Annotated in this window: 24 protein-coding genes; 10 read left to right on the top strand and 14 right to left on the bottom strand. The window is 74.3% G+C overall.

Annotated features, from left to right (window positions below; genetic code table 11):
• Positions 1–50 precede the first annotated feature (50 nt).
• Together ACGFX4_RS31690 and ACGFX4_RS31695 are read right to left on the bottom strand one after the other, a co-directional pair.
• The gene (locus ACGFX4_RS31690; RefSeq protein ID WP_393081703.1) at positions 51–2195 is read right to left on the bottom strand and encodes a WD40 repeat domain-containing protein; all 2145 of its coding nucleotides are present in this window, start codon (positions 2193–2195) and stop codon (positions 51–53) included.
• Between the two features lie 156 nt (positions 2196–2351).
• Positions 2352–2915, bottom strand: coding sequence for a GNAT family N-acetyltransferase (locus ACGFX4_RS31695; RefSeq protein WP_393081705.1), 564 nt, complete (start codon positions 2913–2915; stop codon positions 2352–2354).
• Positions 2916–3365: 450 nt separating this feature from the next.
• On the opposite strand from ACGFX4_RS31695, the gene ACGFX4_RS31700 reads away from it, so the two are divergent.
• The 4 genes from ACGFX4_RS31700 (at position 3366) to ACGFX4_RS31715 (ending at position 10406) form a co-directional block, all read left to right on the top strand.
• On the top strand, positions 3366–3734 hold the full coding sequence (locus tag ACGFX4_RS31700) for a hypothetical protein (protein WP_393081708.1): 369 nt from the start codon (positions 3366–3368) through the stop codon (positions 3732–3734).
• Complete coding sequence (locus ACGFX4_RS31705) at positions 3728–4666, top strand: hypothetical protein (protein ID WP_393081710.1); 939 nt, start codon at positions 3728–3730, stop codon at positions 4664–4666. Before ACGFX4_RS31700 ends, ACGFX4_RS31705 begins: the two co-directional genes overlap by 7 nt.
• Positions 4667–4668: 2 nt before the next feature.
• A complete protein-coding gene (locus ACGFX4_RS31710) occupies positions 4669–9327 on the top strand; it encodes a CHAT domain-containing protein (protein ID WP_393081712.1) in 4659 nt (1552 codons plus the stop codon).
• A gap of 62 nt (positions 9328–9389) precedes the next feature.
• On the top strand, positions 9390–10406 hold the full coding sequence (locus tag ACGFX4_RS31715; protein ID WP_393081714.1) for a hypothetical protein: 1017 nt from the start codon (positions 9390–9392) through the stop codon (positions 10404–10406).
• A 75-nt stretch (positions 10407–10481) separates the two neighbouring features.
• Here ACGFX4_RS31715 and ACGFX4_RS31720 read toward each other — a convergent pair whose 3' ends face one another.
• The 4 genes from ACGFX4_RS31720 to ACGFX4_RS31735 all read right to left on the bottom strand — a co-directional run bounded on the left by ACGFX4_RS31720 (position 10482) and on the right by ACGFX4_RS31735 (position 13668).
• Complete coding sequence (locus ACGFX4_RS31720; RefSeq protein ID WP_393081717.1) at positions 10482–11126, bottom strand: DUF3558 family protein; 645 nt, start codon at positions 11124–11126, stop codon at positions 10482–10484.
• A 123-nt stretch (positions 11127–11249) separates the two neighbouring features.
• Positions 11250–11984: an ASCH domain-containing protein gene (locus ACGFX4_RS31725; RefSeq protein ID WP_393081720.1), complete on the bottom strand. Its 735-nt coding sequence runs from the start codon at positions 11982–11984 to the stop codon at positions 11250–11252.
• A 23-nt stretch (positions 11985–12007) separates the two neighbouring features.
• Positions 12008–12406 (bottom strand): RidA family protein, encoded by a 399-nt coding sequence (locus tag ACGFX4_RS31730; RefSeq protein ID WP_393081722.1) that lies wholly within the window; start codon positions 12404–12406, stop codon positions 12008–12010.
• An 8-nt stretch (positions 12407–12414) separates the two neighbouring features.
• Positions 12415–13668: an MFS transporter gene (locus tag ACGFX4_RS31735; RefSeq protein WP_393081725.1), complete on the bottom strand. Its 1254-nt coding sequence runs from the start codon at positions 13666–13668 to the stop codon at positions 12415–12417.
• Positions 13669–13715: 47 nt separating this feature from the next.
• Here ACGFX4_RS31735 and ACGFX4_RS31740 point away from each other — a divergent pair, with 47 nt between their 5' ends.
• On the top strand, positions 13716–15122 hold the full coding sequence (locus ACGFX4_RS31740; protein ID WP_393081727.1) for a PLP-dependent aminotransferase family protein: 1407 nt from the start codon (positions 13716–13718) through the stop codon (positions 15120–15122).
• Positions 15123–15137: 15 nt separating this feature from the next.
• Here ACGFX4_RS31740 and ACGFX4_RS31745 read toward each other — a convergent pair whose 3' ends face one another.
• The 6 genes from ACGFX4_RS31745 to ACGFX4_RS31770 form a co-directional block, all read right to left on the bottom strand.
• The gene (locus tag ACGFX4_RS31745) at positions 15138–15911 is read right to left on the bottom strand and encodes a cytochrome c biogenesis CcdA family protein (protein WP_393081729.1); all 774 of its coding nucleotides are present in this window, start codon (positions 15909–15911) and stop codon (positions 15138–15140) included.
• The gene (locus ACGFX4_RS31750) at positions 15908–16510 is read right to left on the bottom strand and encodes a TlpA family protein disulfide reductase (protein ID WP_393081732.1); all 603 of its coding nucleotides are present in this window, start codon (positions 16508–16510) and stop codon (positions 15908–15910) included. Before ACGFX4_RS31750 ends, ACGFX4_RS31745 begins: the two co-directional genes overlap by 4 nt.
• Positions 16511–16516: 6 nt before the next feature.
• Positions 16517–17110: a hypothetical protein gene (locus tag ACGFX4_RS31755; protein ID WP_393081734.1), complete on the bottom strand. Its 594-nt coding sequence runs from the start codon at positions 17108–17110 to the stop codon at positions 16517–16519.
• The gene (locus ACGFX4_RS31760) at positions 17107–17799 is read right to left on the bottom strand and encodes a thioredoxin family protein (protein ID WP_393081736.1); all 693 of its coding nucleotides are present in this window, start codon (positions 17797–17799) and stop codon (positions 17107–17109) included. The genes ACGFX4_RS31755 and ACGFX4_RS31760 overlap by 4 nt, the downstream gene beginning before the upstream one ends.
• Before the next feature lie 65 nt (positions 17800–17864).
• Complete coding sequence (locus tag ACGFX4_RS31765; protein ID WP_393081739.1) at positions 17865–18698, bottom strand: CAP domain-containing protein; 834 nt, start codon at positions 18696–18698, stop codon at positions 17865–17867.
• Between the two features lie 363 nt (positions 18699–19061).
• Positions 19062–19661, bottom strand: coding sequence for a hypothetical protein (locus tag ACGFX4_RS31770; protein WP_393081742.1), 600 nt, complete (start codon positions 19659–19661; stop codon positions 19062–19064).
• Between the two features lie 36 nt (positions 19662–19697).
• On the opposite strand from ACGFX4_RS31770, the gene ACGFX4_RS31775 reads away from it, so the two are divergent.
• The 3 genes from ACGFX4_RS31775 to ACGFX4_RS31785 all read left to right on the top strand — a co-directional run bounded on the left by ACGFX4_RS31775 (position 19698) and on the right by ACGFX4_RS31785 (position 22566).
• On the top strand, positions 19698–20411 hold the full coding sequence (locus tag ACGFX4_RS31775; protein WP_393081745.1) for a response regulator transcription factor: 714 nt from the start codon (positions 19698–19700) through the stop codon (positions 20409–20411).
• Positions 20408–21817 (top strand): ATP-binding protein, encoded by a 1410-nt coding sequence (locus ACGFX4_RS31780; RefSeq protein ID WP_393081748.1) that lies wholly within the window; start codon positions 20408–20410, stop codon positions 21815–21817. The genes ACGFX4_RS31775 and ACGFX4_RS31780 overlap by 4 nt, the downstream gene beginning before the upstream one ends.
• Positions 21818–21897: 80 nt before the next feature.
• Complete coding sequence (locus ACGFX4_RS31785; protein WP_393081751.1) at positions 21898–22566, top strand: hypothetical protein; 669 nt, start codon at positions 21898–21900, stop codon at positions 22564–22566.
• A 22-nt stretch (positions 22567–22588) separates the two neighbouring features.
• Here ACGFX4_RS31785 and ACGFX4_RS31790 read toward each other — a convergent pair whose 3' ends face one another.
• Entirely contained in the window at positions 22589–23083 is a 495-nt protein-coding gene (locus ACGFX4_RS31790; protein WP_393081753.1) for an HIT family protein, read from the bottom strand.
• 169 nt (positions 23084–23252) lie between these two features.
• Here ACGFX4_RS31790 and ACGFX4_RS31795 point away from each other — a divergent pair, with 169 nt between their 5' ends.
• Together ACGFX4_RS31795 and ACGFX4_RS31800 are read left to right on the top strand one after the other, a co-directional pair.
• A complete protein-coding gene (locus tag ACGFX4_RS31795; RefSeq protein WP_393081755.1) occupies positions 23253–24485 on the top strand; it encodes a serine hydrolase domain-containing protein in 1233 nt (410 codons plus the stop codon).
• Positions 24486–24596: 111 nt separating this feature from the next.
• Complete coding sequence (locus tag ACGFX4_RS31800; protein ID WP_393081758.1) at positions 24597–25970, top strand: FAD-dependent oxidoreductase; 1374 nt, start codon at positions 24597–24599, stop codon at positions 25968–25970.
• A gap of 24 nt (positions 25971–25994) precedes the next feature.
• Here ACGFX4_RS31800 and ACGFX4_RS31805 read toward each other — a convergent pair whose 3' ends face one another.
• Positions 25995–26537, bottom strand: a complete 543-nt coding sequence (locus ACGFX4_RS31805) for a DinB family protein (protein WP_393081761.1) — start codon at positions 26535–26537, stop codon at positions 25995–25997.
• Between the last annotated feature and the right edge of the window lie 123 nt (positions 26538–26660).

The raw sequence follows: 26660 nt of genomic DNA on the forward strand, positions 1-26660 counted from the left end.
AGGGTACCCCGGCAAGATGGACATCATATTACTAAGCGGTTGTCAGATCCTCAGAGGGAGATGGCGCCCCCGGGGGTGACGATCCTCACCCCCGCCTCGTCGAGCTCGATCGCCAGCGGCGCGCCCTCCAGCGCCGCCTCGTTCAGCAGGCTGCCGCTCGCCAGGTGCCACAGCCGCAGCGTCCCCGCCGTGTCGCCCGCCGCCAGCAGGGCCTCGCCGTCCAACTCCCGGGCCACCAGCGAGCGCACCGCCGCGCCGCCACCGGTCAGCTCCGCGATCCGGCTGCCGTCCTCCACCGACCAGGCCAGCACGGTGCCGTCCGCCGCCCCGGCGATCACCACCGGACGCCCGCCCAGCAGGCCGAAGGCCAGCACCTCGGCGGGCAGCGCCAGCCCCGCGCACACCGGACCGGGCCGGCCGCTGCCGCCGTGCCACAGCCGCACCGTCAGATCGGCGCCGACGGTGGCCAGGATCTGCTGCCCGCCGGCCCGGGTGACCGCCAGCGCGGACGTCCCGGGGTACCCGGTGTCGAAGCGCAGCCGGGGCTCACCGGTGGCCGCGTCACGGACCGCGACCACCCCGTCCCGCCCGGCGGAGACCAGCAGCGGCGGCTCCTCCGCGGTGAACGCCAGCCCGGCGACCGGCCCGGCGTGCGGGGTGGGCAGCGGGTACGGGGTGCCGTCGCGCAGCACGTGGGCGCGCACCGCCCCGGCGGCGGTGCCGCACACCAGCAGCGGACCGTCCGGGCCGTCCGCGGTGACGTCCAGCGAGTTCACCGGGCCGCCGTCGGCCGGCACCTCCACCAGTCGGGTGGCGGTCAGCGCGTCCCAGCACAGCACCGTGCCGTCGCCGAACCCGGCCACCAGCACCGCACGGCCCAGCAGTTCGCCGCGGGACAGCGCGGTGACCGGGGTGCCCGTCCGGCCCAGCGGGGGCGTCTGCAGTGCCGCACCGGTGGCGGCGTCCCACGCGGTGATCCCGCCGTGCTCGTCACCGACCAGCAGCCGGGCGCCGTCGACGGCCAGCGCGGTCAGCCACTCGCCCGCCGGCCAGCCGCGCAGCGGACGGCCGTCGTACACGTCCCAGGTCCGTACGGTGCCGTCCAGCGCGCAGGAGGCCAGCACGGGGCGGCCGTCCAGCTCCAGGAAGGCCAGGCCGGTCACGGTGCCGGTGTGGCCGTCCAGCTCGGCGACCGGCTGGCCGGTGGCGAGGTCCCACAGCCGGATCCGGCGGTCCTGGCCGGCCGAGGCCAGCACCGCCTGGTCGTCGACGGAGAGCACCGCGAGGGCGCGGACCTCGCCCCGGTGGCCGACCAGCAGGTGCAGCTGCTCGCCGTCCGCGGTGTTCCACACCCGGACAGCGCCGTCCGCCCCGGCCGCGGCCAGCAGGTCGAGCCCGGCGCAGTGCGCCGCCCGCAGGACGGTGGCGCCGTTGCCCCCGGTCGGCAGCGCGCCCAGCACCCGGCCGTTGTCCGCGCGCATCGCCCGCAGGTCGCCGGACTGACCCGCCGAGAACGCCACCGGGACGTCCCCGATCACCGCCGCGGCCACCGCCTGGGCGCCCTCGCCGCCCGTGGTGCCGTGCGCGACCTGCCCGGTGACGGCGTCCCAGACCTGCACCGAGCCGTCCGCCCCGCCGACCGCGAACAGCGACCGGCCCGCCGCCGTACCGAGCGCCACCGCCGTCGGCAGCAGCCCCGCGTCCGCGTCCGAGCCGCCCAGCGCCTCGTCGTCGTCCAGCGCGGTCAGACCGAACGAACCGTCCTCGTTCACCAGTGCGTACGCGGCCCGGCCGCCCACCGCACCGACGGCCGCGGCCGTCCGGGCACCGCGGGCCACCGGAGCGGCCAGCGCCAGCGCCCCGCCCAGCGCCACGGGGGCGCCGGGCTCGGCGAACAGCTGGTCGAGCAGCGCGTCCAGCACGGCGGCCGCCGCCGGCACCGGCGCCGCCGTCCCGTCGGTCCACTGCCGGCCGGGGCGGCCGGGCTGCCCGACGACCGTCAACCGCCGCGCCGCCGTGGGGTCCTCGACGGGCGACGGGGCGTCCCCGAGACCGCCCAGCACCCGCCGCACCAGCGCGGCGTCGACCCGCCCGGTGCGCTCCACGCCGTCCGTGCCGATCGCCCGGAACGTGCCGTCGACGGCGATCAGCAGCTCACCGCGGCCGCCGGACTCCAGTCGGATGCCATCTGCCATGCGTCACTCCTCGTGCCCTGCCGGGCAGTTGCCTGCCCGCGCGCTTGCCCGTTTCCTTGTCCGCTTCCTCGTCCGGCGGCCCACCGGGGTGCCTCGCCCGGATTGCTCACCGGTTCGGTCGGAGCCCGTCCCGGTCCTGCTCCGTACGCGCCCCGGTCAGCACAGGTCGTCCGGGACGAGGGTGGCGTGCACCGCGTCGTGCAGCCGCTGCGTGCGGGAACTGCGGAACAGCGCCGGGCGGTAGCCGGCCCGCCGGAACCCGATCGCGGCACCCATCACCTGGCTCGCCATGTTGTCGGCGGCCGCGAAGGCGTCGATCCGGCGCAGGCCCAGCCACTCGAAGCCGAAGCGGCAGACCAGCCGCAGCGCACCGGTGGCGGTCCGCATCCGGCGGTGCTCCGGCAGCAGCCAGACCGCCACCTCCGCACTCTCGTCCGCCGCGTCCAGGTTGACCAACTCGGCCCATCCGACGGGCTCTCCGTCCAGCACCACGGTGAAGTACGCCGCCCTGCCGCCGGTCCACAGCTGCGGCGGCACCTCGGCCAGCCAGCGCTCGGCGGCCGCCAGGTCCAGGTGCGGGATCACCGCCTGCAGGAACTCCCGCACCAGCGGATCCCGTGTCCCGCGGTACACCAGCGGCGCATCCCCGGGCACCGGACGGCGCAGCACCAGCCCGTCCGCTTCCAGCCGCGCGTCCCCCACGGCCGCGAGCGCCCGCATCGCTCCCCCTGACGGCAAACCTCAACGATTCCCCGACATCCCGCACCGCCCCCGGGCGCACCCCAACAGGCCGGACGTCCCGGCCAGTCAACCACACTCCGTCCGCGTTTCCGCACGTCAGCGAGACGTTAACCAAACGTGAGCGCCCCGGCCCGGAGGCCCTGCGCTTCCGGCTGGCGGAAGTCGGCTCGCCCGGCCGGTCCACCGCCTGGAAGTGTTCGGCGCACCGGTCGGCACGTCCTGGGGCGTCCCGGCCGCGGCCGGGAGCCGGTTGGGGGTCCCCCGGCCCGGGTCGGGCCGCAACGGAAGCGGCCCGACCCCTGCTTCTCCCCGCCGGGTTGATGGCATGTGCGCGGCATGTTCAACTCACCTTGCAGGTCTGGAGATCGGGCACCGATCCAGTTTCCGAACTGCCCTCCGGGCGGGCCTGGTTGTGGCAGAGTGCTGCCCGTGGACGATCAGGAGCTGATCAGCGTCGGGCGGTCGATCGCCCGGGACCTCGACGAGATACTCGGCGACGGCGCGGCCGAGTTCCGGCCGCTTCTGGTCAGGTTGCTGGCCCGCGCCGAGGCGGGTGAGCCCGTGCGCGCCGACCTCGTGGCGCTGCTCTCGGAACGCGACGCAGTGCGTCGGGTGATGCGCGGCCGTCTCGCGGGCGATCCGCAGTATCGCGTGTACGACTCGCTGCCCGGTGACCCGGAGCCGATGCTGCCTCCGCGCTACGTGTGCCCGCAGGGCGACCAGGAGTGGTTCCGCTTCGACGCGGGCGAGGCCGTGCCGCGCTGCTCCCAGCACGATGTCCCCCTCGTAGCGTGCTGACCGCCTTCTGGGAAGGGCTGGGCGGCAAGTTCGGAGAGCGGGGCTCGGCCGGTTTCGGCGGTCCGCTGCTGGTCCTGCTCGCCGGCTGGTCCGCATGGACGTACCACCGGCACGGTCTCTCCGGTCTGGAGCCCGGCCAGTGGCGGGAACGTTCGGCGGAGCTGACGCGGCTCGAGGCCTCCGAGCAACTCGCGCTCGTGGTGCTGCTGGTAGTCGTCGTGTACGCGCTCGGCGTCATCGGACGGCAGGTGTCCGTGCCGCTGCTCCGGCTGCTCGAGGGGTACTGGTCCGGTTGGGCCGCGAAACCGCTCGTCCGGCGTCGGATCGCGCGCTGGCAGGCCGATCGCGCAGCCGTCACGGAGCTGTACCGTGCGCACGCGACGACCCCGTTCGACGCCTCCGGGCGGCAGCGGCTGGCACGGCTGGAGAAGCGTCTGGCTTCGGTGCCCCTCCACCGCGATTCGGTGATGCCGACGCGGCTCGGCAACATCCTGCGCGCCGCGGAGGACCGGCCCCGTAACCGGTACGGGATCGATCCCGTCGTCTGCTGGCCGCACGTGTGGCTGCTGCTGGACGACGGCGAGCGGTCCGAACTCACCGCGGCCCGCGCCACCCTGCAGACGGCCACCAGCTCATTCCTCTGGGGGCTCGTACTGCTGCTCTACGTGCCCCTGGCCTGGTGGATGCTCCTGCTCTCACCGATCGTGTGCGCGGTCTCGTACTACGGCGTCGCGCTCTCGGCCGCCCGCACCTACGGGGACCTCGTGGTGGCAGCCACCGACCTGCACCGGTTCGACCTCTTCGCGGCCGTGCACTGGCCGCCGCCCGCGGATCCGGCACAGGACGTGATGGCCGGCCGCCTTCTGACCACGTTCCTGCGGCGAGGCCTGCCGCCCACCGGCCTGAGCTACCTGCACCGATCGTGGAGGTGATCGTGATTCCGACAGCATCGAACGAGTACGAGGCGGCGCTCCACGAGTTCGTCCGTGGCATCTACGAGGCCCCGAGCTGGGTCGAGACACGGCAGCTGATCCTCGACCATCCGCAGCTGGTCACCACCGAGGCGATCGAGCTCATCGCGCTGTACGAGGGTGTCGCCGCCGCACGGGGCGACGAGGACTCACGGGCCCGCTTCGTCAACCACCGGCGGCTGCTGCAGGGCACGATCGACGCGGACGTCGACATCGCGCTCGGCGACGCCACCCCGCTCAAGGACGAGGCCGGATTCGACGCCGACACCGCCTGGTACTGCGACCTCCTGAACGACATGCTCAACCTGCCCCGGTGGATCGACCGGCGCTGGATGATGGAGGCCCGGCCGTACCTGATGCACGGGGTGGTCGCCGGACTCGCCGAGATCCTGGTCGAGGACGAGTCGGACCCGGTGACCGTCCACCGGCTGCGGACCGTCACGCAACTGCTGCGCCGGGCCGCGGAGACCACTCCCGCCCGGGCCGTGCTGGAACAGGTCGCGCGCAGCCTCATCTCCCAGGACTCCGCCCACGACGACCTGGCGGTCGTGTCGGCCGTCTCCGGGTACGTCCCGCTGGTCGAGGAGAGTGCCGACGCGGTGCTCGCCGAACTGGTCGACGAGATCGCGGACCCCGACGAGCGGCGACGGGCCGAGGGCTGGCTGCTCGCACTACGCAGGTTCCGCACCGAGGGCAACTCCGTGCTCGGCCGTGACCGGGTCCTCGTGCTGCGGGCAGTCGACCTGCTCGACGAGCTGCACACCATGCCCGGGGTCGACGACATCGCCGCGCATCTCACCGAACACCCGGTCCTCTTGGAGGACGCGGTGCGCGCGTACGTGCACACCTCCCTGCGGGGTGACACGCCGCATGAGCGGCTCCGCTGGCAGTTCGTGGCACGACTGCTGGACCGGGCCTCGGAGATCAGCCCGGTTCGGGCCGTCCAGGAGATGGCCCTCCGTGATCGGTACGAGGCGATGCTGGCGCTGGACGCATTCGTGCACGCGCGGACGCAGGCGGAGGAGGAGGTTCTGTTCGTGGGCTTCCCCGGTCTCGGCTCCGACGAGGTCCGCGCGGCACTGGCGCAGCAGGTGGCCGACCACCCTCAACCTCAGAAGCAGTGGCGGGCGGACCGGCTCGACGCCTTCCGCGCGGGCCGTCGGATGGCGTACTACCAGATGTGGGAGGGAGGTTCACTCAGCGACCGCGCCTTCCAGCACCTGGCCCGGCACCTGCAGATCGAGGCGCAGCAGTGGTCGCCGGACGACGGTATGCGTCTGGTGGGCCTGCTCGAAGTGGTCCTGCGGCTGGCCCCGGCCGACGCCCCGCCCGGGACGCTCGACGAGATGCGGGCCTTGCTGATCACGGGGTACATGGACGCGTTCGACTCCCCTTACGAGGAGTTCGCACTGGACCGGGCCGTGGAACTGCATCGCGCCCTGGTCGAGAGCGGTCCCGAGGTGGATCTCGGGATGCTGCACCGCAGCCTGGCGACGGTTCTCGACCAGCGGGCCGAACACCGGGAGGGAGACGGCAGCGACCGCGAGGAGGCCGTGGCGGCAATGCGCCGGGCGCTCGAGCTGACCCTCGATCCCGACGTGCGAATCCCGTGGCTGATCGACCTGGTCGACATCGCCACGTCCGGCCAGGCGGCCGGCTACCGGCCCGCCGCGATGCGCGAGGCAGAGGCGGCGCTGGACGAGATCTCGGCGGTCGACCCCGAGGCGGCCGCAACTCTTCGCTGGCGCGTCCTCATCTGCTCCGTGGAGTTCGGCGACCCGGCCCGAGTGGCGGACGCGGTGGCCAGGGCAGAGGCAACGCCGGGTCAGCACGGCCAGTGGCTGTCGATGTTCCACGCGGTCATCGACGCGTACCTCCGGCACCCGACCGAGGACATCTGGTTTTTGGTGCAGCGCGTGTCCGCCGCGTCCGAGGCCGCCGCCGAACAAGGTGACGCCCAGGACGAGCGTCACCTGCGATCGGCCCGCGTGCGGATGCTGCTGAGCCGGGCCGACAAGGCGTCGGACGCGGCGGCGCTCGACCAGGCACTCGCCCTGACGGCGCACACTGGCGCGGACGCGGAGACGGAGCTCCTGGTCAACCGGGCACACGCCCTCATGCTTCACGTGAGCATAAGTGACGGTACCTCGGCCGACCTCGACGAGGCGGTGCGCCTGCTGCGCACCGCCCACCAGGCCGAACCCGGATTCGGCAGCGTGCTGGCGGAGGCCCTCGTGATCCAGCACGAGCGGACCGGAGAGCCCGAGCTGCTCGACGAGGCGATCCGGATCACCGACGAGTCGTCGACACGGGCAGGCCAGCCGCCGCTGGTCGGCCGCAACACCCTCGCCGTCCTCTACCGCCGACGGTTCCAGCACAACGGACAGCTGGCCGATCTGGAGACCGCGATCGCCCTCCTCGAGGAGGTGATCGACACGGACGAAGGAAGCTACTCGCACACCCAGGCGCTCGGCACGCTGGGGAGCGCCCGTCTGAACCGCTTCGAGGTCAGCGGTGACCCCGCCGACCTGGACACTGCGATCCGACTCTTCCGCACCGCCCGTCAGCAGGCCCTCCCGCAGGCGAGCACACTGCCGAGCCTCCTCACCAATCTGAGCACCGCCCTGGCCACCCGTGCCAACGAGCTCGGCCGTGGCGACGAGGATCTCCCGGAGGCTCTCGAGGCGGCCGAACTCGCTGTCGCGCTCACACCTGCGGGGTCGTCGCGACTGGCCCGCAGGCTGGTGAACCTCGCGAACGCGGAGCAGTCGGTGGCGGCCCACCGCCGCGAAGCCGCCCCTGCGGAATCGGCAGGAACCCACATCCGCCGGGCACTCGACCTGATCGGCCCGGACTCGCCGTTCCGCCCCCTGTACCAGGCCGGCCTGGCCCAGAGCCTCCTTCTGGTGTCCGATCTCGCCTGCGACGAGGCGGCCGCCGAGGAGGCGTTCACCCAGGCGCGGGAGGCACTCACGTACCGACCCGGATGGTCACCCCAGGTCGCCGTCCACCTTGCCGGGCAGATCGGCCGGCAGCTGGCCGCCCGCTCACGCTGGGCGGAGACGGCGGAGGTCTTCGCCGTCGGGGCCACCGCGCGCAGGATCCTCGTACAGAGCCAGCCGTTGGGGCGGCAACGGCAGACCTGGCTGAGGAGGGACCGCGACCTGCCCATGCTCGCCGCGTACGCGACCGCCCGCGCCGGTGACCTGGCGGGCGCGGTGGAGCTGGTGGAGACCGCTCGCGCCACCGAGCTGACCAGGGTGCTCGACCTGCGGCCCCGGCAACTGGAGCTGGCCGAGAGCAGTGGCCACGACGAATTGGTCAGACGCTGGAACCGGCTCACGCTGAGGCTGAACCGACTGGGTGCCGAACAGTCCGGCACCCCAGGGGCGTTGCTCAGTTCCGACGGCTGGCAGGTGCCGGCCCTGGTACGTGAGCTCGAGGAGGTCGGCGACCAGCTCGAACGCGCCGGCACCGCCCGCTCGGTGGGCGCCGGCTCTGCCGGGGACGTCATACAGGTGCACCTGATCGCCACCGAGTGGAGCGGTCTCGCGCTGATCGTCCGCGGCACCGACGACGGGCCACGACTCGACCCGGTACCGCTGCCGGACCTGACCCAGGCCTGGGCCGCGGGCGCCGCCACCACCCTGAGCCGCGCGCCCGCCACGACGGTTCGTGCCCTCCTTCCCTCGCTCCTCGCCGATCTGGGCCGCCGGGTCATGGGCCCGGTGACAGACGCGGTGGCCGGTGACGGCCGTCCGGTGGTGTTCCTGGCCGGCGGCCACCTGGGACTGCTGCCACTGCACGCGGCAGGGCTGCCAGGCCGGCCCGGGGTGACAGCACTGGATGTCGTCGACATCCGCCACGCACCCAACGCGCGCGTTCTGGCGGCAGCCACGGCCAAGGCCCACGGACAGACCGCCCAGGAGGGTCTCGCAATCGGCGGCCAAGGTGGAGCGCCGCAACTACGGCATGCGGCCGTCGAGGCGCGGCTCGCTTCCACGGCTCTCGACAGCGGCCGGGTGCTGGACGGCGCCGAGGCCCGCACCGGTGGCGCTCGCGAGGCCCTGCTCGCGGCGCTCGGCCGCACGGCAGTCGTCCACTTCGCCGGCCATGCCCGGTCGGTGCCAGAGGATCCCCTGGCAAGCGCCCTGATCCTGACCGACGGCGACGCCCTCACGATGGCGGAGCTGCTCGGTCGCCGGCTGCGGGCGCGACTCGTCGTGATGTCCGCCTGCCGTTCCGGCGTCGTGGGGAAGGACATGCCGGACGAGGTCATCGGCTTCCCGACCGCGCTGCTCCAGGCGGGTGTGGCCGGGGTGATCGCCACCCTGTGGCCGGTCCCCGACGACGCCTGCCTGATCCTGATGCTCGGGTTCTACGAAGGAATCCGCTCCGACCTCGCCCCGCCCGAAGCACTGCGCCGTGCCCAACAGTGGCTGCGCGACGCCACCACGGCGCAGATCCGGACCCACCTCACCGAGCTGCGCCGGACCGGTGCCGCGTGGCCTCCGGCGGACGTGCTCGACGGCTGCTTCGAGGTCATCGCCTTCCATGAGCCCGACGAACACCCGTTCGCCGGGCCGGAGCACTGGGCCGGCTTCATCTACATCGGGGCCTGAACCCGGCCTTCGACCCACTCGCGCTGGAATCCGAATGCCCGGAAGACCATTGGGGGACAGCAGTGCATCCTAATGAGTTCGAGGTTTGGTACCGGGCCGAGAAGTTCACTCCACCCATCCCGTCACCCGACCGTCTTGTCTTCACCGCCGACGCCCTCGCGCATGCCCTGTTCGTGACCGGCCGCGCACCGGGAGATCGCACCGCCCACGGCCTGTCGTCCGTGTACGAATGGCTCCACCGCGTCGCACTCGTCCCCGCGTACGTGCGGCGGACGCCGACCGGTCGGATCGCCCGCTCCGACCTGGCCCGCGAGCTCGACCGGTCGGAGAAGGGTGCACTGTCCTACGCACTCGGCCAAGCCATGACGGGAATCTTCAGCGAACAGGCGATGGACGTCCGCTTCCTCATGCACGTGGACCGGTATTCGCTCCGCTACAACCTCCAATTCGCCGCTGGCACGAAGCAGAGGGCGGACCTCTTCGGTGAGAAGCAGCACGGGGGGTGGGTCGTCGCAGAGGCGAAAGGACGATCCGGGAACATCAGCAGTGACCTGGCTCTCAAAATGTGGCACCAGAAGCGGACGGTCCGGACCGTCCAAGGGCAACCGCCGGATCCGGCCTACGGCTGCGCCGCATACTTCCCCCGGCAGGCCAAGGGCACCCCGGAACCCCTCGCCCTCTACGTGGTCGACCCGGACGAGGACGAGGTCGAAGCGATCGACCTGCGAGTAGACCCGGACCAGTTTGTCCTCGCGTACTACGAACCTCTCCTCACTGCCATCGAGGCCGGGGAGCGACAGATCGGTGCCAGTGAATTCCGAACTTCATCCTTCGGCCAGTTTCGACTGACCGTGGGCATACTCGAGGTCGTTGCCCAACGAATCGAGCGGGCACGCGACGGGGATGTCCGGAACCTTCATCGAGACGTCTCGGATCTCCTCGAAACGTATGTACCTCGTTCCAGGCCGTCCGATCAGTTCCTGGACGGGACCGTCATGACCACCCAGTGGCAGGAGAATCTGAGCCTCAATGACTGGAGTGGGTACCAGGAAGAAAGCGACCACTACCCGCGCTTCTGAGCACCGGCCGGGCCGCCGCCTCGGTGGCATCGGTGTCCCACCGGGAACGGCGGCCCGGGCGGCATCCGCCCGCGGTCAGCCCTTGATCGACCTGGCGAGCACCTTGGCCAGGGCCTCCTCGATGGCGGCGTCCTTGGCGGCGTCCTTGGCGGCGTTCGCGGCTGCGGATGCCGCCTTGCGGTCCGATTCCACGTCCAGCCGGTAGAAGTGCCCGGCCACGCCGAAGTACAGGGCCGGCTGCCCGCCGGTCGCGCGGCTGTCGATGAAGGCCTCGTCGCCCACGCCGCTGACGGTCGTCGGCTTGGCGTTGCCCTTGGAGTCCGCGAAGGTCTTCGCGTCCAGCTCCTGCAGGCTCACCACCGACTTGGCGGTGCCCCAGGTGCAGCCCCAGACCTTCCCCACGGTACTCGTCAGCCCCAGCGGCGCACCGTTGAACGGACCGCTGGTACCGAGCGCGGCGGCGACCTGATCGGACGTCAGAAGCGTGCAGGCGTCGGCGGGTCGGGCGCCGGCCGGAGCCGGCGCCGCGCTGCTCCGACCGGGCGCGGCGCCGGTAGCCGTCGAGGGCGTCGGCGAGGCCTTGGCGGCGTCCGGTCCCGAAGCACCGGACGACGAGCAGCCGGCCACGGCGACCGACGCGAGCGCCAGCGCGGTGAGCCAACCGTACGTCTTCGACCTGCGCGCATGCTCCCCGCGCTGCTCGGTGAAGCTGAACTGCATCCGTGATCCCCTCCTCGGCGGCCCGCCGGACGGCCGGGCGCGGTTGATCGCACCGGGCTGTCGGAACGTCAAGGTTGTTCGACCGAACTCTAGTTGAGATGCCGTTCGACCACCGGGCCCCCTTCAGGGCACGTGGTGGGGGCCCGGCTCGGGGGTGAGGGCGAAGGTGACGACGTCGATCTCGGCGTCGTCGGGGAGTCCGGGGTAGTGGCCGCGCAGGCCGGCGCGGAGTTGCTCGATCGTCGTGTCGGCCGCGAGGCCGGCCTGTTCGGCGGTGACGGCGTCGAGGCGGTACCGCTCGATCCGGGTGATCTCGCCGTCCAGGGTGCGGTGGTCCTGGTCGTCCTCGAAGACGAACAGGGCACTGCCCACGGCGACCGGGTCGTCGTGGCGGATCGTCGTGGTCTTCGTGCCGTCGGCGACGGCCTCGTAGTAGCGCTTGTTGAAGCGGAGGAGGCGGCGTGCGTGCGCATCCGGGTGGACGTAGGTGTCCGGGAGCAGCTTGCGGATCGGGCGCAGTTGCGGCCCGTTCCCGCCGGGGACGGCGACCATCACGTCGGGGTGCAGGTCGATCAGTACCTGCCGGCACCGCCCGCACGGCGGGATCGGGCCGCGGCCGCCGTCTCCGGCCGCGGCGATCGTCAGCAGCGGGCCGGCCTGCGCGGCGGCCGCGACTCCGAGCACGACGAGCTCGGCGCAGGGGCCGCCGGTGAAGTGGTGGACGTTGACGGCCGTGTGGATCCTCCCCGCCGTGTCCATCGCGGCCGCGGCCACCGTGTGGTTCGGGTCGCTTCCCAGGGACTCGGCCAGTTCCTGCGCCGCCGTGACCACGCGCAGTTCGGATTCGAAGAGGTCCACGCGCCGATTCTGGCACGGCGGACTCAGCCGCCGGAGGGGTCGATCGCCGCGAGGGCGTCCATCTCGATGCGGAAGGACGGGTGGACGAGTCCGGCGACCTGCAGCAGCGAACAGGCCGGCGGGCGGGCGGGGTCCAGGTGTTCGTCGCGGACCCGGCGGAACGCGTCGAGGTCGGCCAGGTCGGTCAGGTAGACGGTCAGCTTGACCACGTCGTGGAGCCCGGCACCGGCTGCCCGGAGGGCGACGGTCAGGTTGGTGAAGACCTGGCGGATCTGGGCGTCGGGGTCCGACTCGCCCACGATCCGGCCGTCCGCGTCCAGCGGTACCTGGCCGGAGACCGCGACCATGGGCCCGGTGAACGCCACCGCGTGGCTGTAGCCGTTCACGGGTGGACTGCCCTGGGGCCGGACGAAGTGCTGCACGTGGTCTCCTACTCCGTTGCGGATCGCGTGTCCAGTGGCCGGTCGCGCACGTCGTCCACTGCTGCGGAGCGTACGCCGACGCGGTCGCGGCGGTCGCGGCGGGCCGGGACGACCGCGGTGAGCATCGCGGCGCCGGTCAGGGCGAACGCCCAGGGGTAGCCCGTCCCGGCCGCGAGCCAGCCGAACGCGACGGCGCCGGCGCCCATGCCGGCGTCGTAGGCGAAGTTCCACAGCGCGCTGACGGCGCCGTAGCCGGCGGTGGGGACGCGCGCGTACATCAGTGTCAGGGTGGCGTTCTGGGCGATGCCGAAGCCGATCCCGAAGAGGCCGGCTCCGGCGACCACGGCGACGGGGCTGCCGGTGAGCACCATGACGAGCGTGCCCGCGGCCGACAGGAGCAGGCCGGGGAGCACCAGGCGGTCGGGGCCGTGCCGGTCGCCGAGCCGGCCGGCGAACCAGCGCGCCGGCGTGGCCGTCGCGGGCTGGACGAACAGCGCCAGGGCGACCACGCCGGTGGCCTTGGCGGGGACGGCGAGCGGGAGGAAGGTGACGACGATCCCGGCAGCGACGGCCGTGGCCGCGAACACCACGGCCGGGCGCCGGAGTTCGGCGGTTCGCAGCCCTTCGGTGACGCCGACCGCCGGCCCGGTGGAGCGGATCCGGTCGGGCAGTCCGGGCACCGAGGCGATCGCGGCGAGCGCGACCACCGCCGCGGCCGTGAAGACCACGCCGTAGCCGGCGTGTGCGGCCGTCCACATGCCCAGCGGCAGGGCCACCAGCGACGGGACCCCGCTGACGATGCCGACCAGGGCCAGCCCCTCGCCGTGCCGTTCGGCCGGGATGAGCGACGCCGTCAGGGCGCCGCCCGCGACCACGGCGAACGCGAAGCCGAGTCCGCGCAGCAGGCAGACCGCGACGATCCACCCCAGGGTGTGGGAGAGCGTCAGCGCCAGGGCGGGCGCGCCCAGCAGGAACAGGCCGACGGCCAGCAGGAGGCGGTACCCGTAGCGGTTCACCAGCGCGGGCGTGGCGAGTTCGCCGACCACCGTCGCCAGCATCAGCGCACCGGTGGCCAGGCCCGCCCGGCCGCCTCCGCCGTCTCCTCCGCCGCTGACCGCGGCGTAGCCGGGGACCACCGACAGCAGCAGGAAGAAGCTGGTCGAGGCGGCCGGGCCGGAGACGAAGCGCAGCAGCAGCGGCCGGGTCAGCAGGGGCGGGCGCTGGGCGGGGGCCGACGGGGGCGAGGAGTGGATTCCGGTCACGGTCCGACGCTAAGCGGGCGACCGGATCGCCGGTAAGCTCCAGTTCCATGCCGCCGGAGTGGTCCAGTTCCCCGCCCGAGCTCCTGCTGGTCGTCGACCGGACCGGCGGCCGGCCGCTGCGCGCGCAGCTGGAGCACGGGCTGCGGGACGCGATCCGTACCGGCCGCCTGCGGGTCGGCGAGCGGCTGCCGTCCTCCCGGGAGCTCGCCCGTACGCTCGGGCTCTCCCGTGGTCTGGTGCAGGACTGCTACGCCCAACTCGTCGCGGAGGGCTACCTGGTGACCCGGCCCGGTTCCGCCACCCGGGTCGGTGCGGGCGCCGCCGCCCCGCCCGGGGCCACCGAGCGGCCCGCGAGGGCCCCGCGCCCGGTGGCGGACTTCCGTTGGGGTGTACCGGACTTGGGTGCGTTCCCGGTCCAGGACTGGCTCCGGGCCACCCGCGAGGCTGCCCGCGGCATGGCGACGGCGGAGCTCGACTACGGTGACCCGCGCGGCAGTTCGGTCCTGCGCGAGGTGCTGGCCGGCTACCTGCGCCGGGTTCGCGCCGCCGCGGCCGATCCGGAGCACATCGTGGTCTGCAACGGCTACGCGCAGGGCCTGGGTCTCGTCCTGCGGGTCCTCGCGGCCCGCGGGGTGCGGTCGGTGGCGTTCGAGGACCCCGGTTCACCCGTTGCCATCGGCGCCGCCGCCACCGCGGCGGGCCTGCGCGCGGTGCCCGTACCGGTCGACGAGCACGGCATCGACGTCCGCGCCCTCGCCGCGACCGGCGCCCGCGCCGTCGTGGTCACTCCGGCCCACCAGTGGCCGACCGGTGTCGGTCTCGCCCCGGAGCGCCGGCTGGCGCTGATCGCCTGGGCCCGGGAGAACGACGCGACGATCGTCGAGGACGACTACGACGCCGAATTCCGGTACGACCGCGAGCCGGTGGGCGCCCTGCAGGGGCTGGCACCGGACCGGGTCGTCTCCCTCGGCACCGTCAGCAAGTCCCTCGCCCCGGCCCTGCGGATCGGCTGGATCGCCTGCCCGCCCGACCTGGCCGAGCCGCTCACCGAGCAGAAGTACCTCAGCGACCGCGGCACGCCCACGCTCGACCAGCTCGCCCTGGCCCGGCTGATCGAGTCCGGCCGCTTCGACCGCCACCTGCGCCGGATGCGCGGCACGTACGGGGCCCGCCGCGCCGCGCTGCTCGGCGCGCTCGCCGAGCACGCCCCCGGCCTGCGGGTCACCGGCCTCGCCGCCGGCTTCCACGCCGTCGTCCACCTGCCCGAGGGCGCCGACGAGCGCTCGATCGTCACCGCCGCCCGCGCACGGTCCGTCGGTCTCTACGGCATGAGCACCTGCCGCGCCTCGCGCGCCGCCTCGCCCGCCCTCCTGGTCCTCGGCTTCGGCGACGTCGGCGAACGCGCGATCCGCGAGGGCGTCGCGGCGGTCGGCGATCTGCTCACCGGCCGCTGAGTCCGGGCGGCCGGCTCAGCCGCCCAGGGCGACGGCCCACTGCTGGAGCGCGCCGACGAGCAGGTCCCACACGCCGGTGACCAGCAGCAGGCCGACCGCGACCAGGAGGCCGCCGCCGATCCGCATCACCAGGGCGTAGTGCCGCTTGACCACGGCGAAGGCGCCGAGGGCGCGCCGGAAGGCCAGGGCGGCGAGGACGAACGGGAGGCCGAGGCCGAGGCAGTAGGCGGTCATCAGCAGGGCGCCGCGGCCGGCGCTGGCCTGGCTCCAGGCGAGCGCCTGGACGGCGCCGAGGGTGGGGCCGATGCAGGGGGTCCAGCCGAGGCCGAAGACGAAGCCGAGCAGGGGTGCGCCGGCCAGGCCGACGGCGGGCCTGCGGTGGGTGCGCAGTTCCCGCTGGGTGAGGCCGGGCAGGACGCCGAGGAAGGCGAGGCCCATGGCGACGGTGAACAGGCCGAGCACGGCGGTGATGGTCTCGCGGTGGTCCTGGAGGGTGTTGCCGAAGTAGCCGAACAGGGCTCCGCCCGAGACGAAGACCGCGCTGAAGCCGAGGACGAACAGCAGCGATCCGGCGAGCATCCGGCCGCGCCGGCGGGCGGTCGCGTCGGCAAGGTCGGCGGCGGAGAAGCCGGTGACGTAGCTGAGGTAGCCGGGTACCAGGGGCAGGACGCAGGGCGAGAAGAAGGAGATCAGGCCGCCGGCGACGGCGACCGGCACGGCGAGCAGCAGGGTGCCGTGGGCGAGGGTGGCGCCGGGGTCCAGGGCAAGCTGGTGGTACGAAGGGGTCATGGGGTGGCGGCCTCCGCGGTGATCGGGTCGAGGACGGCGTGCAGCTGTTCGGGGGTCACCGGGGCGGCGACGGCGGCGGCGATCCGGCCGGCGCGGTCGACGACCAGGGTGGCGGGCAGGGCCTGCACGTTCACGGTCTGCGGCGGGAGGGTGCGGACCAGGGCGCCCTTGGGGTCGTACAGGCTGGGGTAGGTGAGGCCGTGGTCGCGGACGAAGGTGCGGGCGGGGCCGGGCTGCGGGTCCTTGGTGTCGATGCCGAGGAAGCGCACGCCCTGGGTCTCGGTCTCGGTGTGGACGCGCTGGAGGCCGTCGGCCTCGGCGCGGCAGGGGCCGCACCAGGAGCCCCAGATGTTGAGCACCACGACGTGGCCGCGCAGGGCGGCGAGGCTCTGCGGGGTGCCGTCCAGGTCCTCGCCGGCGAGGTCGGGGGCGGGGCGGCGGTCGGCGACCGCGAAGGTGACGGCGGGTGCGCCGGCGGCGGGCGCCGCCGCCGAGCCCTGCTGGAGGGCGTCGGCGGCGGCGCACCCGCCGGCGGGCAGCAGCGCCGCGGCGAGCAGGGCGGCCGCGGCGAGGGCGGCCCGGGGGCGGCGGTCAGGCAACGGGGATCACCTCGGGGTGGCGGTCGGGGAGGAGCCGGACGGCGCCGCGGTGGGCCCGGTCGGCGTGACGGTCAGCGGGACGGGGTGGTCGGCGACCGGTATCAGGCAGCCGTTGGTCTCGCTGCAGGCGGCGTAGCCGATGTGGACGACGGCCGGCCCGGTGCCGGCGGCACGGACCGGGAGGGTGGCGGTGACGGGCCCGTCGGGGTAGACGGGGACCGGTTCGGCGATGCCCTCCAGGGCGAGTCGGCGGACGGGGGCCGCGACGGCGAGCGGGGCGGTGGTGCCGAGGGCGCCGTCGGTACGGGCGGTGGTGGGCCGGCCGACGCCGTCCACGCCGTCCGGGGGGAGGTCGACGGCGTAGAGGTGGAAGCCGGCCTCCTCGGGGGCGAAGGAGAGTTCGAGGGTTCCGGCGCCGTCGTGCCAGTCGCGGAGGGCGACGGTGACGGTGACGCCGCTGTCCTCGAAGCGGCCGAGGAGGGTGGCGGCGGCCGTGGCCTGCTCGGTCCGTTCGGTGCTCCCGCCGGACGAGCAGCCGGCGGCGGGGAGGGCGAGGAGGGCGGCGAGCAGGGCCGCGGCGGGGCGGCGGCGGGGGCTCACGCGGCCCACTTCTTGAGGAAGGAGGTGAAGCCGGTGGTGTTGAGGGAGGGCAGGCCGGCGGTGTTGGTGTCGGTGCGGACGGTGCCGTCGGGGGTGACCACGATCAGCACGGGCATCTTGTAACTGCCCTGGGAGTCGTACTTCTTGAGCAGGTTGAAGTTGGCGGTGCTGTGGCTGCCGATGTCGACCTGGACGAGGTGGTACGAGGCGTTGAGGACGCCCTGCACGCCGCTGTCGCCGAGGGTCTTGTCGAGGGCCTTGCAGTTGCCGCACCAGGTGGCGCCGAAGTCGAGCAGGACGTTCTTGCCGTCCGCCTTGGCCTGCTGGAGGGCGGCGGCCACGGCGGCGGGCGAGTCGGCGGCGGCGTTGTAGCCGATGGCGACCGGGCCGCCCCCGCCGGCGGCGGGCTTGGCAGGGGCGGCGCTGCCGGCCTTGGCGGTGGCCTTCGCGGAGGCCGACGGCTTGGTGCCGGTGGCGCTGGCCGAGGGGCTCGGGGTCGGGGTGGGGGTGGGGGTACCGGTCTCCGGCGGGGCGGTGACGATGTTGACCGGCTCGGGCAGCGCGGCGCTGTCGGAGGCCGTGACGGCGGCGCCCGCGGGGGCGGCGTCGCCGCCGGAGGCGGTCGGGCCGCAGGCGGCGAGGGCGGCCGCGGCGGTGGCGAGGGTGAGAGCAAGGGCGTTACGGCGCACGGGAGTTCCTCAGGTTCGGGAGAGGGTTCGCGAGGGGGTCGGGGTGGACGGTCCGGGGGGCCGGATCAGTCGGAGAAGTCCTGGGTGAGCCAGACCGTGCCGGCGGAGTCGCGGTACACGGCGATGCCGACGTGGGTGAAGCTCCGGCTGAGCAGGTTGCGCCGGTGGCCGTCCTCGGGCGGCTTCTCGTCGAGCATGCTCTGCGTCAGGCGGACGGCCTGCGCGGCGATGTCGGCGGTGCCGGTGGAGACCGGTCCGCCGCGGCCGATGTTCTCGCCGGCGGCGCCCCAGTGGACGCCCTGGGCGCTCTCCCGCCCGCCGACGGCGGGTTCGCCGGGGCACTGGTGGGACAGTCCGCAGCCGCCGCTCATCACGGCGTTGTGTCCGGCGGCGGCCGCGGTGAGCCCGCCCGTCAGGGTGTACGGGGGGAGGCCCTGGCCGGCCCTGGCGCTGTTGATCAGGGCGAGGACCTGCTGGACCTCGTCCCCGCCGCTCGCCGCGCCCGCCGCCGCACCGCCGGGCTTGGCGGCGGGGGCCGCGGCGGCGGGCGCGCCGGTGCGGGTGGCGCTGGGCCTGGCCGCGCTCGGAGAAGCGGGAGGGGAGCTCGCGGCAGCGGTCCCGGCAACGGACGCGGCCGGAGCGCTCGGGTCGGCCGTCGCGGTGCCGCCGGCCTGGGCGGGTACGGCGGGTGGGGCGGTGACGGCCTGCGCGGCGGCGGCCGCGGCGGGTGCGGTGGAGTCGGCCGGGCCGGGCAGTGCGGCGACGGCGGCCACGGCGCCGCCCGCGGCGAGCACCAGCGCACCGGCGACGGCCGCGCGGGGCAGCCGCGGTATCCGTCGGGCGGCGCGGTGGGCCGGGGCGCGGCCCTGGGGCCCGGGCGCAGGGGGGTCGATGGACATGGGGGTACCTCGGGATCGGGTGAGGGTTGCCGTGTCCCGGAGAGAGGTCCGGCCGGGGGGGGCCGGGTCGGGAGACGGTGGGTCGGCGCACCCGGTCCGCGAGTCCGGGGTGCGCGTGGAGCCCTGTCGCCTCACCGGTCCGGCGGGCCGTCAGGAGCTCCTGCGACAGCAACCATAGGGCGCCCGAACGGCCTGTCACGCCGTTGCGGCCGATCTTCAGGAACGCCTAAGGAAGCCCGCAGCCGGCGCTTCGGTAGCAGCCCCCGAAACCCGCCCCGACCTGCGTCCGGACCCGCCCGGCCGGCCTCGGCCGAAAGGCCCGCAGACCCACAGCCCCACAGACCCGCAGGCCCGCGGACCCGCTCAGAGGTCCGTCTCGCGCACCGAGGACTGGGCGCGCGGCTGCACCGTGGAGGTGATCTGGGAGCGGTGCTGCGAGCTGGTGAAGGTGACCTGCAGCGTCTGCGCGGAGCCCTGGGCGGTCTGGGTGGTGAACCCGGGCGCCGGCAGCGCGGAGACCAGGCAGACGGCGCTCGCGCCGTACCGGACGGTGACCTGCCCGCCCTCGGACTTCACGGTGTACACGCCGGGACCGCCGGGGCAGGAGCCGGGCTGGTCGCCGCCCTGCGGCGTGGGCGTGGGCGTGCCGGACGGGGTCGGCACCCGGGTCTTCGTCGGCGACGGGCCGCCCCCGGCGCTCGGCGGGCCGCCCGGGGTCGCGCTCGACGGCGCGGCGGACGGCGGGCCGGACGGGACGGGCGCCGCGGACGGGCTCTGCGCCACCGCCGACGCCGCCGTCCCGATCCCGTCCACCGCCGTCCCGATCCCGTCGGCCCCCGTCCGCACCGTCGGCGGGACCTCGGCCGTGGAGTCCACGACGAAGCCGACCGCGAAGAACACGGCCGTCACGGCGAAGGCCGTACAGCAGATCCAAACCAGCAGGTAGCGAGCGAGACGGTGCACGCGGGCCATCATCCACGATCCGCTACGGTGTCCCCCATGCCGAGCGTCCTTGTCGTCGAAGACGAACCCGAGATACGCGCTTCGCTGATCGAGGTGCTCAGCGCGCACGGGCACCTGGTGCGCAGTGCGGGCGACGGGTTCGGCGCGCTGCGCGAGGTCACCCGGGCGCCGCTGGACGCCGTGGTGCTCGACCTCGGACTGCCGGACCTGGACGGCGCGGACGCCCTGCGCATGATCCGCGGCATCTCCCAGGTGCCGGTCCTGGTCGCCACCGCCCGCGACGACGAGACGGAGATCATCAAGCTGCTGGACGCCGGCGCCGACGACTACCTGGTCAAGCCGTTCTCCGGCGGACAGCTGGTGGCCCGGCTCAACGCGGTGCTGCGGCGCTCCGCGGCCGCCCACCGGCCGCCGGCCGCGGTGGCCGGCCCGGCGACCGGCCCGGACGAGCTGCTGACGGTGGGCGGGCTGGAGATCGACCCGCGCGGCCGCTCGGCCCACCTGGACGGGGTCGAACTGCGACTCACCCGCCGCGAGTTCGACCTGCTCGCCTACCTGGCCCGCCACGTCGACCAGGTGGTGCCCAAGAGCCGGCTGCTCGCCGAGGTCTGGCGCGAACCGTACGTGGACGACCAGACCATCGACGTCCACCTCTCGGCGCTGCGGCGCAAGCTCGGCGAGCGCGGCTCGCTCCCCCGGTACCTGCGGACGGTGCGCGGGGTCGGGATCAAGATGGTGACCCCCCGGTGAGACGGTCGCTGGCCGGGGTGGCCCTGGCCGTCACCTCGATGGTGGCCCTGGCCTTCCTGATCCCCCTCGGCGTGCTGGTGGCCGACCAGGCCCGCAAGCAGAGCACCACCGCCGCCGAGCAGCGCGCCGCCGCCCTGGCGCCCGTGCTGGCGCTCACCACCCGCACCGCCGACCTCCAGCAGGCCGTCTCCGGGCTGGACCCCGGCGAGGGGCTGGGCGTCCACCTGCCCGACGGCCGGCACCTGGGGGCCGGCCACGCCCCCGCCGAGCTGCTGCGCCGGGCCACCGACGAGGGCGAGTCGATCGCCCGGGACGTGCCCGGCGGCTGGATCTACCTCCAGCCCGTGGTGCTCGGCCAGAACGGGACGGCCGTGGTCGAGGAGTTCGTCCCCGACGCGGACCTCACCCGCGGGGTGACCGCCTCCTGGACGGTGCTGTCCCTGCTGGCGGTCGGCCTGATCGCCGGCTCGGTGCTGGTCGCCGACCGGCTCGGCGCCCAGGTGGTGCGTTCCTCCAAGAGCCTGTCCCGGGCCTCGCACGCCCTCGGCGCCGGCGACCTGGAGATCCGGGTGGAGCCCGCGGGCCCCCGGGAACTGCAGGACGCCGGGCAGGCCTTCAACGCCATGGCCGACCGCATGATCGACCTGCTGGCCACCGAACGCGAACTGGTCGCCGACCTCTCGCACCGGCTGCGCACCCCGCTGACCGCCCTCCAGCTGGCCACCGACCGGATGGCCCCGGGCCCCGACGCCCGCCGGATCGGCTCGGCCGTGACGCAGCTGGAGGAGGAACTCAACTCGATCATCGCCGCCGCCCGCACCCCGCTCGCCACCGGGCCGATGGGCCGCGCCCTGACCGCCCCCGAGGACACCCGCACGGCACGCCCCGGCGCCGGGCGGTCCCCGTCGGCGGGCCGCACCGCCGGACCCCGGGCGGAGGCCGCCGAGGTGATCCGCCACCGGGCGGGCTTCTGGGCCACCCTGGCCGGCCACCAGGACCGGGACTGCCGCCTGGAGATCACCACCGAGCCGACGCCCGTCCGGCTCCCCGCGGACGACCTCACGGCCGTGATCGACTCGCTGGTCGGCAACGTCTTCCGGCACACCGCGCCCGGCACCCCGTTCGCCGTCCGGGTGGAGCGCACCGCGCAGAGCGTCGAACTCACCGTCGAGGACGCCGGCCCCGGCATCGACGACCCGGACGGCGCCCTGGCCCGCGGCGCCAGCACCGGCTCCACCGGGCTCGGCCTGGACATCGCCCGCCGCGCCGCCACGGCCACCGCCGGCACCCTGCGGATCGACCGCGGCCCGCTCGGCGGCGCCCGCATCACCCTCTCCCTCTGCCTCGCCGCCGACCCCGCCACCGGCCCCGGCCGCCGCACCCGCCGCCGCGCCCCGTCGCGCTGACCCCGCGCGCCCCCGGCCGACACCGCGCCCGCCCCCGAGCGCTCTTCCCCGGACCGGGCCGGCCGACCTAACGTGGTGTCATGGAGACGGTATGGGTGGACCGTTCGGACCCCGACGCGATCGACCTCGTGCTCACCGGCGACGACCCCTCGCCCCGGTTCGCCGCCGGGGTCTCCCTCGACGTGGGGCGCAGCCTGCCCCTGCTGTTCCTGCTCGGGACGCTCCTCGCCGTACCGGTCTGCGTCGTCATGCGGCTCGCCGGCGCGGGGTGGGGCCCGGTGTGGGCGGCCGCCGGGATCGCCGGTGCGATCGGCGCCGTCGTCCCCGCAACCGTCGTGGTGTACACGGCCTTCTTCCTGCGGGTGCACCGGCTCCGGTTCTCCCCCGCCGCCGCGCCGACCACCGTCGCCCTCGTCCGGGCCGCCCGCGCCGCCCGGCCGAGGCCGCTCACCGAGGTCCGGCAGATCCGGATCGACCGCTCCGTCGAGGAGCCGTACGAGGGTGACCCGCTGCCCGAGACCGTCACCGTCACGTTGACCGTACGGCTGGCCCACGGCTGGGTCGCGCCCAAGCCGCTGCCCGCGGACACCGACGCCGCCGCCCTGTACCGGGAGCTCCACGAGCTCCTCTCCCCCGCCGTCCCGGTGGCCCTGTTCGTCCGGCGCCACCCCCGGCCCGTGCCCCCTCCCCCCTCGAAGATCGACTTCGGCGCGCTGGGCCGCGGCGGCTCGTCCACCGGCGGCTGCTGAGGCCCGGCCGACCGAGGGCCCGTCAGCCCTTCTCGTCCAGGTCCTCCCGTGCCAGTCCGTCCAGTTCGGCCCCGATCGCCGAGCGCAGTCCGTCGTGCCGCGAATCCAGCCTGAACTCCTCGTCCCGCCAGTGCTCGTGCGGGTACAGCCACACCGGCATGCCCACGAGGTCGGCGGGTTCCCACTCGTACCGGGGCCACACGTGCGCGTGCAGGAACCCGTCGGTGTTGCCGAGGATCTCCAGGTTCACCCGCCGGAAGTCTCCGTCCAGCGCCCGGCAGGCGCGCTCGACCGCCTCGCCCAGCCGGTCCATGTCGGCGAGGAACGCCAGCCGCTTGGCCCTGGGGAGGTCCGAGAGCCGCTGCACCCCCGGCTCGTCGGCCAGGAGCAGCGAGTAGCCCGGCAGGAACTGGACGTCCCCGATCACCGCGAACCCCGCTCCGAGCCGCCTCAGCACCGAGGGGTTGGTGCCCCGCAGGGCGCTGCCGATCCGGTCCGTCCGCCAGTCGTCGTTCATGGCCCCGAACCTACACGGCGGTGATCGGCCGCCGACCGGCCGGTGACCCTGATGCCACGTCAGGGAAAGGTTTGGGTACGGTCAGGGTTGATCCCGGATGGCGGTGGAGTGCGGGTCGGACAGACTCGACCACGAACCGAACGAGTCGCCACGATCCTGGAGTGTCAGCGTGAACACCACTGTGCGGAACCGACGTTGGGCCAACCTTGCGGTTGCCGGAGCGATGCTGGTCGCGGTGGTCGCCGGTGCGGGCGGATCGGCCTCGGCCGCACCCCTCCCGGCGGCGTCCGCCGCGTCCGCCGTCGCGCCCGCCGCCCTGCCGCCGCTGGACCGCGAGGCGGTCCGCAAGGCGGTGGCCGGGTTCCCGAACGCCGAGATCAACGGCGCGCTCGTCCGCATCGCGGGCGACGGGCGGCCGTTCGGGGCGTCGGGCGGCATCGGCGACAGGGCCACCGGGGAGGCGCCGGACCCGGAGGGCAGGTTCCGGATCGGCTCGATGTCCAAGGTGTTCACCGCCACCGTCGTGCTCCAACTGGCCGCGGAGCACCGGCTGGACCTGGACGGCACCGTCCAGCAGTACCTGCCGGGCCTGCTGCCCGCCGACTTCCCGCCGGTGCGAATCGGTCAACTCCTCAACCACACCTCGGGTCTGCCGCACGGCAACAGTGGCGCCTGGGGTGACGGCACGGCCGAGTGGTTCGTCGCCCACCGGTTCGACAGCTGGACGCCCGAGCAGATCGTCGCCACCCTCGCCGGCCAGCGGATGGTCTTCGCGCCGGGCACCGGGCAGCAGTACAACGGCTTCAACACCTTCATCGCCGGCCTGCTGATCGAGAAGGTCACCGGCCACGCGTACGCGCACGAGGTGCGGCACCGGATCATCCAGCCGCTGCACCTGCACGACACCACCGTCCCGGACCGTGACGACAGCCGGCTGGCCCGCCCGGCGGCGCACGCGTACCTCACGGTGCGCGACGCGGACGGCACCGGCCACCAGGTGGACGTCACCGAGCAGAGCCCGTGGCCGTGGGCGGAGGGCGGCCTGATCTCCAGCGCGCCCGACCTGGACCGCTTCCTCACCGCACTGTTCCAGGGCCGGCTGCTGCCCGCGGCCCAGCAGGAGCTGCTGTTCACCCTCCCCGACGTGCCCAATGTCGACAACCCGCAGTGCCTGCCCGGCCAGGTGTCGGCCTGCATGAGCATGGGCCTGGTCCGCACGGAGATCAACGGCGTGACCCTCTGGGGGAAGACCGGGTCGCGCCCGGGCTGGACCAGCGGGATGTTCGCCACCCGCGACCTGCAGCGGCGGATGGTCTACTCGTTCAACCCGACCAGCACCCGCGGCGCCGACATGCGGTACGTCCTCCGGCTCGCCAACGCGGTGATCCCGCCCGCCCAGTAGGTCCGCCGGTCCGGGCCGAAGCCGGAGTCGGCGCCGGAGCCGGAGCCGAGGTCGAACCGAAGATCATCAGGCACTAGGCTCGTTCCGCAACACGACGCGAAGGGGAGTTCGATGGCGCGGGTTGCGGTGATCGGTGGGGGCATCAGCGGGCTGGGGACGGCGCTCATGCTCGGGCGGCGGGGCCATCCGGTCACGTTGTTCGAGCAGGACGCCCGGCAGGCCGGGGACGACCCCGACCTCGACTTCTTCGACTGGAAGCGGCCCCGCGTCCCGCAGGCCAACCATCCCCACTCGTTCCTCGCACCCGTCCGCACCGTGCTGCGCGCCGAGGCCCCGGACGTCTACGCGGACCTGCTGGCTCGCGGAGCCCGGGAGTATCACGACTTCGACTGGTTCGGCGAGCATCCGCCGCACCGGGCCGGCGACGAGGAGTTGGTGACCCTGCGCACCCGCCGGATCGTGCTGGAGGCGGCCCTGACCGCGGCCGTGCGGCGGGAGGCGACCGTCGAGGTGCGGCGGGGCAGCCGGGTGGACGCCCTCACCTTCGCGGAGGGCCGCCCCGCCCGGGTCACCGGCGTGCGGGCGGGCACGCGGACGCACCCGGCGGACCTGGTGGTCGACGCGTCGGGGCGCCGCTCGCCGGTCCCGGGCTGGCTGGCCGCGGCAGGCTGCCGCCCGCCGGTGGTGGAGAGCCATCGCGCCGGGATCGCGTACCTGTGCCGCTGGTACCGGCTGCGCGCCGACGGCCCGCGCGACCCCGGGCGGGTGAAGACCGGGTCGTCCGCGTCGTTCGCGCTCGCCGGTGTCTTCCCCTCCGACAACGACACCTTCGCGGTGAGCCTGGTGCTCTCGACGAAGGACCCGACCCGGAGCGCCCTCCTCGACCCCGCCGTGTTCGAAGCCGCCGCCCGCCGCTTCCCCGCCCCCGCCGCCTGGCTCGGACTCGACCCCGAGCCGCAGACACCGGTCCTGGCGATGGCCGGCCTGGACAACCGCTGGACCTCCCTCGTCGACGACGAGGGACCGGTCGTCACGGGCCTGGTCAACGCCGGGGACAGCCTCGTCCACACCAACCCCACCCTGGGCCACGGCGTGGCCCTCGGCCTGCTGGCCGCCCAGCACCTCGCCACCCACGCCGACCGGGTCGCCGCGGACCCCGCCGCCCACCACGCCTGGACGGTCCGGGCCCTGCGCCCCTGGTTCGACGCGCAGGTGACGGCCGACCGCGGCAACGAGCAGCGCCTCGACGGGAGTTCGCCGTCCTCGGACCGACGGGCCGCCGCCCGGGCCGACTGCGCCTTCGACAATCCGGTCGTGATGCGGGCCCGTGCCCGGGTGCGCCACCTCCTGGAGCCGGCGGACGAGGCCTACGGCACCGAGGAGGTGGACCAGGCGGTCACCGACTGGCTGGCCGCCCACCCCGACTTCTCCCCGGCGCACGACGGCCCGACCCGGGACCAGTGGGACGCGCTCGTCCCGGCCTGAGCCCGTCGACCGCGTGACGGGGTGTCAGCCCATGCTCTTGGCGCCGTCCAGGGCCTCGCGGATGATGTCCGCGTGGCCGGCGTGCTGGGCGGTCTCGGCGATGATGTGGAGCAAGACCCGGCGGGCGGACCACTGCGCGTCGCCGTCGAACCAGGGCGCCTTCGGCAGCGGGTGGGCGGCGTCCAGGTCCGGCAGGGTGGCGACCAGCTCGTCCGTACGGCGGGCGGTCTCGGCGTAGTCGGCGAGGACACCGGCCAGGGTCTCGCCGGACAGCAGCTCGAAGCCGTCCCGGCGGCGGGCGAAGTCCTCCTCCGTCATGGCGGTGAAGTCCGGCATCGCCGACGGGCCTTCGAGGATGAACCCGGCCCAGGCCTGCTCGACCCCGGTGACGTGCTTGATCAGCCCGCCCACGCAGAGCTCGCTCACGGTCGAGCGCGTCGCGGCCTGCGCGTCGGTCAGCTCCTTCGCGGTGAAGCGCAGGAAGAACCGCGCCTTGCCGAGCTGCTCCAGCAGGTCGGCGCGCTCGCCGGTGAGGGCCGGGGTGCGGGTGGTGGTGGTCTCGGTCATGGTCTCTCCGCCTTCGTGAGGTGTCGTCCGTCGACATGCGAGACAGTAGGCGCCGTTCAGGTCAGATCCTGACCTGAATCGGCCCGGCCGCGCGGTTCTGAGTACCGCTGCTCATGTGCCGCC

This window comes from Kitasatospora sp. NPDC048365 (genome assembly GCF_043200835.1).
Classification (GTDB): Bacteria; Actinomycetota; Actinomycetes; order Streptomycetales; family Streptomycetaceae; genus Kitasatospora; species Kitasatospora terrestris.

What these genes read in the sequence shown, in the direction of transcription:
- ACGFX4_RS31695 (WP_393081705.1), bottom strand. Translation starts at nt 2,915, where the DNA reads ATGCGGGCGCTCGCGGCCGTGGGGGACGCGCGGCTGGAAGCGGACGGG.
- ACGFX4_RS31720 (WP_393081717.1), bottom strand. Translation starts at nt 11,126, where the DNA reads ATGCAGTTCAGCTTCACCGAGCAGCGCGGGGAGCATGCGCGCAGGTCG.
- ACGFX4_RS31765 (WP_393081739.1), bottom strand. Translation starts at nt 18,698, where the DNA reads ATGTCCATCGACCCCCCTGCGCCCGGGCCCCAGGGCCGCGCCCCGGCC.
- ACGFX4_RS31690 (WP_393081703.1), bottom strand. Translation starts at nt 2,195, where the DNA reads ATGGCAGATGGCATCCGACTGGAGTCCGGCGGCCGCGGTGAGCTGCTG.
- ACGFX4_RS31775 (WP_393081745.1), top strand. Translation starts at nt 19,698, where the DNA reads ATGCCGAGCGTCCTTGTCGTCGAAGACGAACCCGAGATACGCGCTTCG.
- ACGFX4_RS31785 (WP_393081751.1), top strand. Translation starts at nt 21,898, where the DNA reads ATGGAGACGGTATGGGTGGACCGTTCGGACCCCGACGCGATCGACCTC.
- ACGFX4_RS31805 (WP_393081761.1), bottom strand. Translation starts at nt 26,537, where the DNA reads ATGACCGAGACCACCACCACCCGCACCCCGGCCCTCACCGGCGAGCGC.
- ACGFX4_RS31790 (WP_393081753.1), bottom strand. Translation starts at nt 23,083, where the DNA reads ATGAACGACGACTGGCGGACGGACCGGATCGGCAGCGCCCTGCGGGGC.
- ACGFX4_RS31800 (WP_393081758.1), top strand. Translation starts at nt 24,597, where the DNA reads ATGGCGCGGGTTGCGGTGATCGGTGGGGGCATCAGCGGGCTGGGGACG.
- ACGFX4_RS31740 (WP_393081727.1), top strand. Translation starts at nt 13,716, where the DNA reads ATGCCGCCGGAGTGGTCCAGTTCCCCGCCCGAGCTCCTGCTGGTCGTC.
- ACGFX4_RS31745 (WP_393081729.1), bottom strand. Translation starts at nt 15,911, where the DNA reads ATGACCCCTTCGTACCACCAGCTTGCCCTGGACCCCGGCGCCACCCTC.